Genomic DNA, 2493 nt, shown 5'->3' on the forward strand with positions numbered 1-2493 from the left:
GAGACAGACAAGACCGTTTGGTGGTGGGCTCGCTGACAGCGGCCGGTTCGTGCGTGTGCGCGTGAAAATGAGGGTGGCCGCAGCGGAATGTCCGGGCGGCCATTTGTTTTTTAGAGCCATTCCCGGGTCCGTTGCCCAAAACGCTGATGGAGACGGCAATGACGACTAAAGTTCTGGACAACGGGGCGGAGCGCTTCGTCACCGCGGGCGGCGTGACCATCACCCGCGAACGGCACGACAGGCCCTATGAAGGCGCGATCGACGCCTATGTAGACGGCCTGAATTCACGCCGCGGCGCGGTGTTTTCCTCGAACTACGAGTATCCGGGCCGCTACACGCGCTGGGACACCGCCATTATCGATCCGCCGCTGGTGATCTCCGCGCGCGGCCGCGCCATGCGCATCGAAGCGCTGAACAAGCGCGGCGAAGTGCTCCTGCCTGTGATCGGAAAGGCGCTTGGCGCGCCGAGCGAAGTGACGATCGCGGAGACCTCGAAGACGCTTATCCGCGTCGATGTGGCAAAACCCGGCCGCGTCTTCACCGAGGAGGAGCGCAGCCGCGTTCCGTCCGTCTTCACCGTGCTGCGCGCCATCACCGCTTTGTTCAAGACCGCCGAGGACGCCAATCTCGGCCTTTATGGCGCCTTCGGCTACGACCTCGCCTTCCAGTTCGATCCGGTGGACTACAAGCTCGAGCGCAAGGAAAGCCAGCGCGACCTGGTGCTGTTCCTGCCCGACGAGATTCTCGTGGTCGACCATTATTCGACCAAGGCCTGGACCGACCGCTACGACTATTCCGGCGAGGGCTTTTCGACCGAAGGCCTGGCGCGCGATGCCCATGTCGAGCCGTTCAAGACCGCCGACCGCATCCCGCCGCGCGGCGACCACGAACCGGGCGAATACGCCAACCTGGTGCGGCGCGCCATGGAAAGCTTCAAGCGCGGCGACCTGTTCGAGGTTGTGCCTGGACAGATGTTCTACGAGCGCTGCGAGACCCAGCCCTCCGACATCTCGCGCAAGCTGAAATCGATCAACCCCTCGCCCTATTCCTTCTTCATCAATCTCGGCGAGAACGAATATCTAATCGGCGCTTCGCCGGAGATGTTCGTGCGCGTCAACGGCCGCCGCGTCGAGACCTGCCCGATCTCGGGCACCATCAAGCGCGGCGACGACGCCATTTCCGATAGCGAGCAGATCCTGAAGCTGCTCAACTCCAAGAAGGACGAGTCCGAGCTCACCATGTGCTCGGATGTCGACCGCAACGACAAGTCGCGCGTCTGCGAGCCAGGCTCGGTGCGCGTCATCGGCCGCCGCCAGATCGAGATGTATTCGCGCCTGATCCACACCGTCGACCACATCGAAGGCCGGCTGCGCGAAGGCATGGACGCCTTCGACGCCTTCCTGTCGCACGCCTGGGCGGTCACCGTCACCGGCGCGCCGAAGCTCTGGGCCATGCGCTTCATCGAGCAGAACGAGAAGAGCCCGCGCGCCTGGTATGGTGGCGCCATCGGCATGGTCAATTTCAACGGCGACATGAACACTGGGCTGACGCTGCGCACCATCCGCATCAAGGACGGCATCGCCGAGGTGCGCGCCGGCGCCACACTGCTCTTCGACAGCGTGCCCGAGGAAGAAGAAGCCGAAACCGAACTGAAGGCATCCGCCATGCTCTCCGCCATCCGCGACGCCAAGACCGGCAACGCCACCGGAACCGAGCGCACCACCGCGCGCGTCGGCGACGGCGTCAACATCCTGCTCGTCGACCACGAGGACTCCTTCGTCCACACGCTGGCCAACTACTTCCGCCAGACCGGCGCCAATGTCTCCACCGTGCGCACGCCGGTGCCGGAGGAAGTCTTCGAGCGGCTGAAGCCCGATCTCGTCGTGCTGTCGCCTGGCCCCGGCACGCCGACAGATTTCGACTGCGCCGCCACCATTAAGAAAGCGCGCGCCCGCGACCTGCCGATCTTCGGCGTCTGCCTCGGCTTGCAGGCGCTGGCCGAAGCTTATGGCGGCGAATTGAGGCAGTTGCACATCCCCATGCATGGCAAGCCCTCGCGCATCCGCGTCTCGAAACCCGGCATCATCTTTTCTGGCCTGCCAAAGGAAGTGACCGTCGGCCGCTACCACTCGATCTTCGCCGATCCGGTGCGCCTGCCTGATGGCTTCGTGGTCACAGCCGAGACAGAGGACGGCATCATCATGGCCTTCGAGCACCCCAAAGAGCCGATCGCCGCGGTGCAGTTCCATCCGGAATCGATCATGACGCTCGGTCACAATGCTGGCATGCGCATCATTGAGAACATCGTCGCGCATCTGCCGCGCAAGGCCAAGGAAAAGGCCGCGTAGGGACGATGACCCAGGCGCGGGACACGACGACGGCCGCGGCGAAAGCCGCGACCAGGCAGAAGGTCGCCAGGCTCGCCTTCTGGTCGATCGTCGTCGCCTTCGCCGTGCTCGCCCTCAAGGTGGCCGCCTGGTACATCACGGGCTC

At 64.3% G+C, this 2493-nt stretch carries 1 protein-coding gene; it reads left to right on the plus strand.

All coding sequences use genetic code 11. From position 1 onward, the window contains the following. Window positions 1-158 precede the first annotated feature (158 nt). Complete coding sequence (locus tag EOA24_RS34215; protein WP_126081606.1) at window positions 159-2348, plus strand: anthranilate synthase; 2190 nt, start codon at window positions 159-161, stop codon at window positions 2346-2348. Window positions 2349-2493: the final 145 nt, after the last annotated feature.

The sequence above is a fragment of the Mesorhizobium sp. M2A.F.Ca.ET.039.01.1.1 genome (genome assembly GCF_003998035.1).
GTDB lineage: Bacteria > Pseudomonadota > Alphaproteobacteria > Rhizobiales > Rhizobiaceae > Mesorhizobium.

Bases quoted from the DNA above. Each gene is read 5' to 3' on its own strand.
- EOA24_RS34215 (WP_126081606.1), top strand. From the start codon at position 159: ATGACGACTAAAGTTCTGGACAACGGGGCGGAGCGCTTCGTCACCGCG.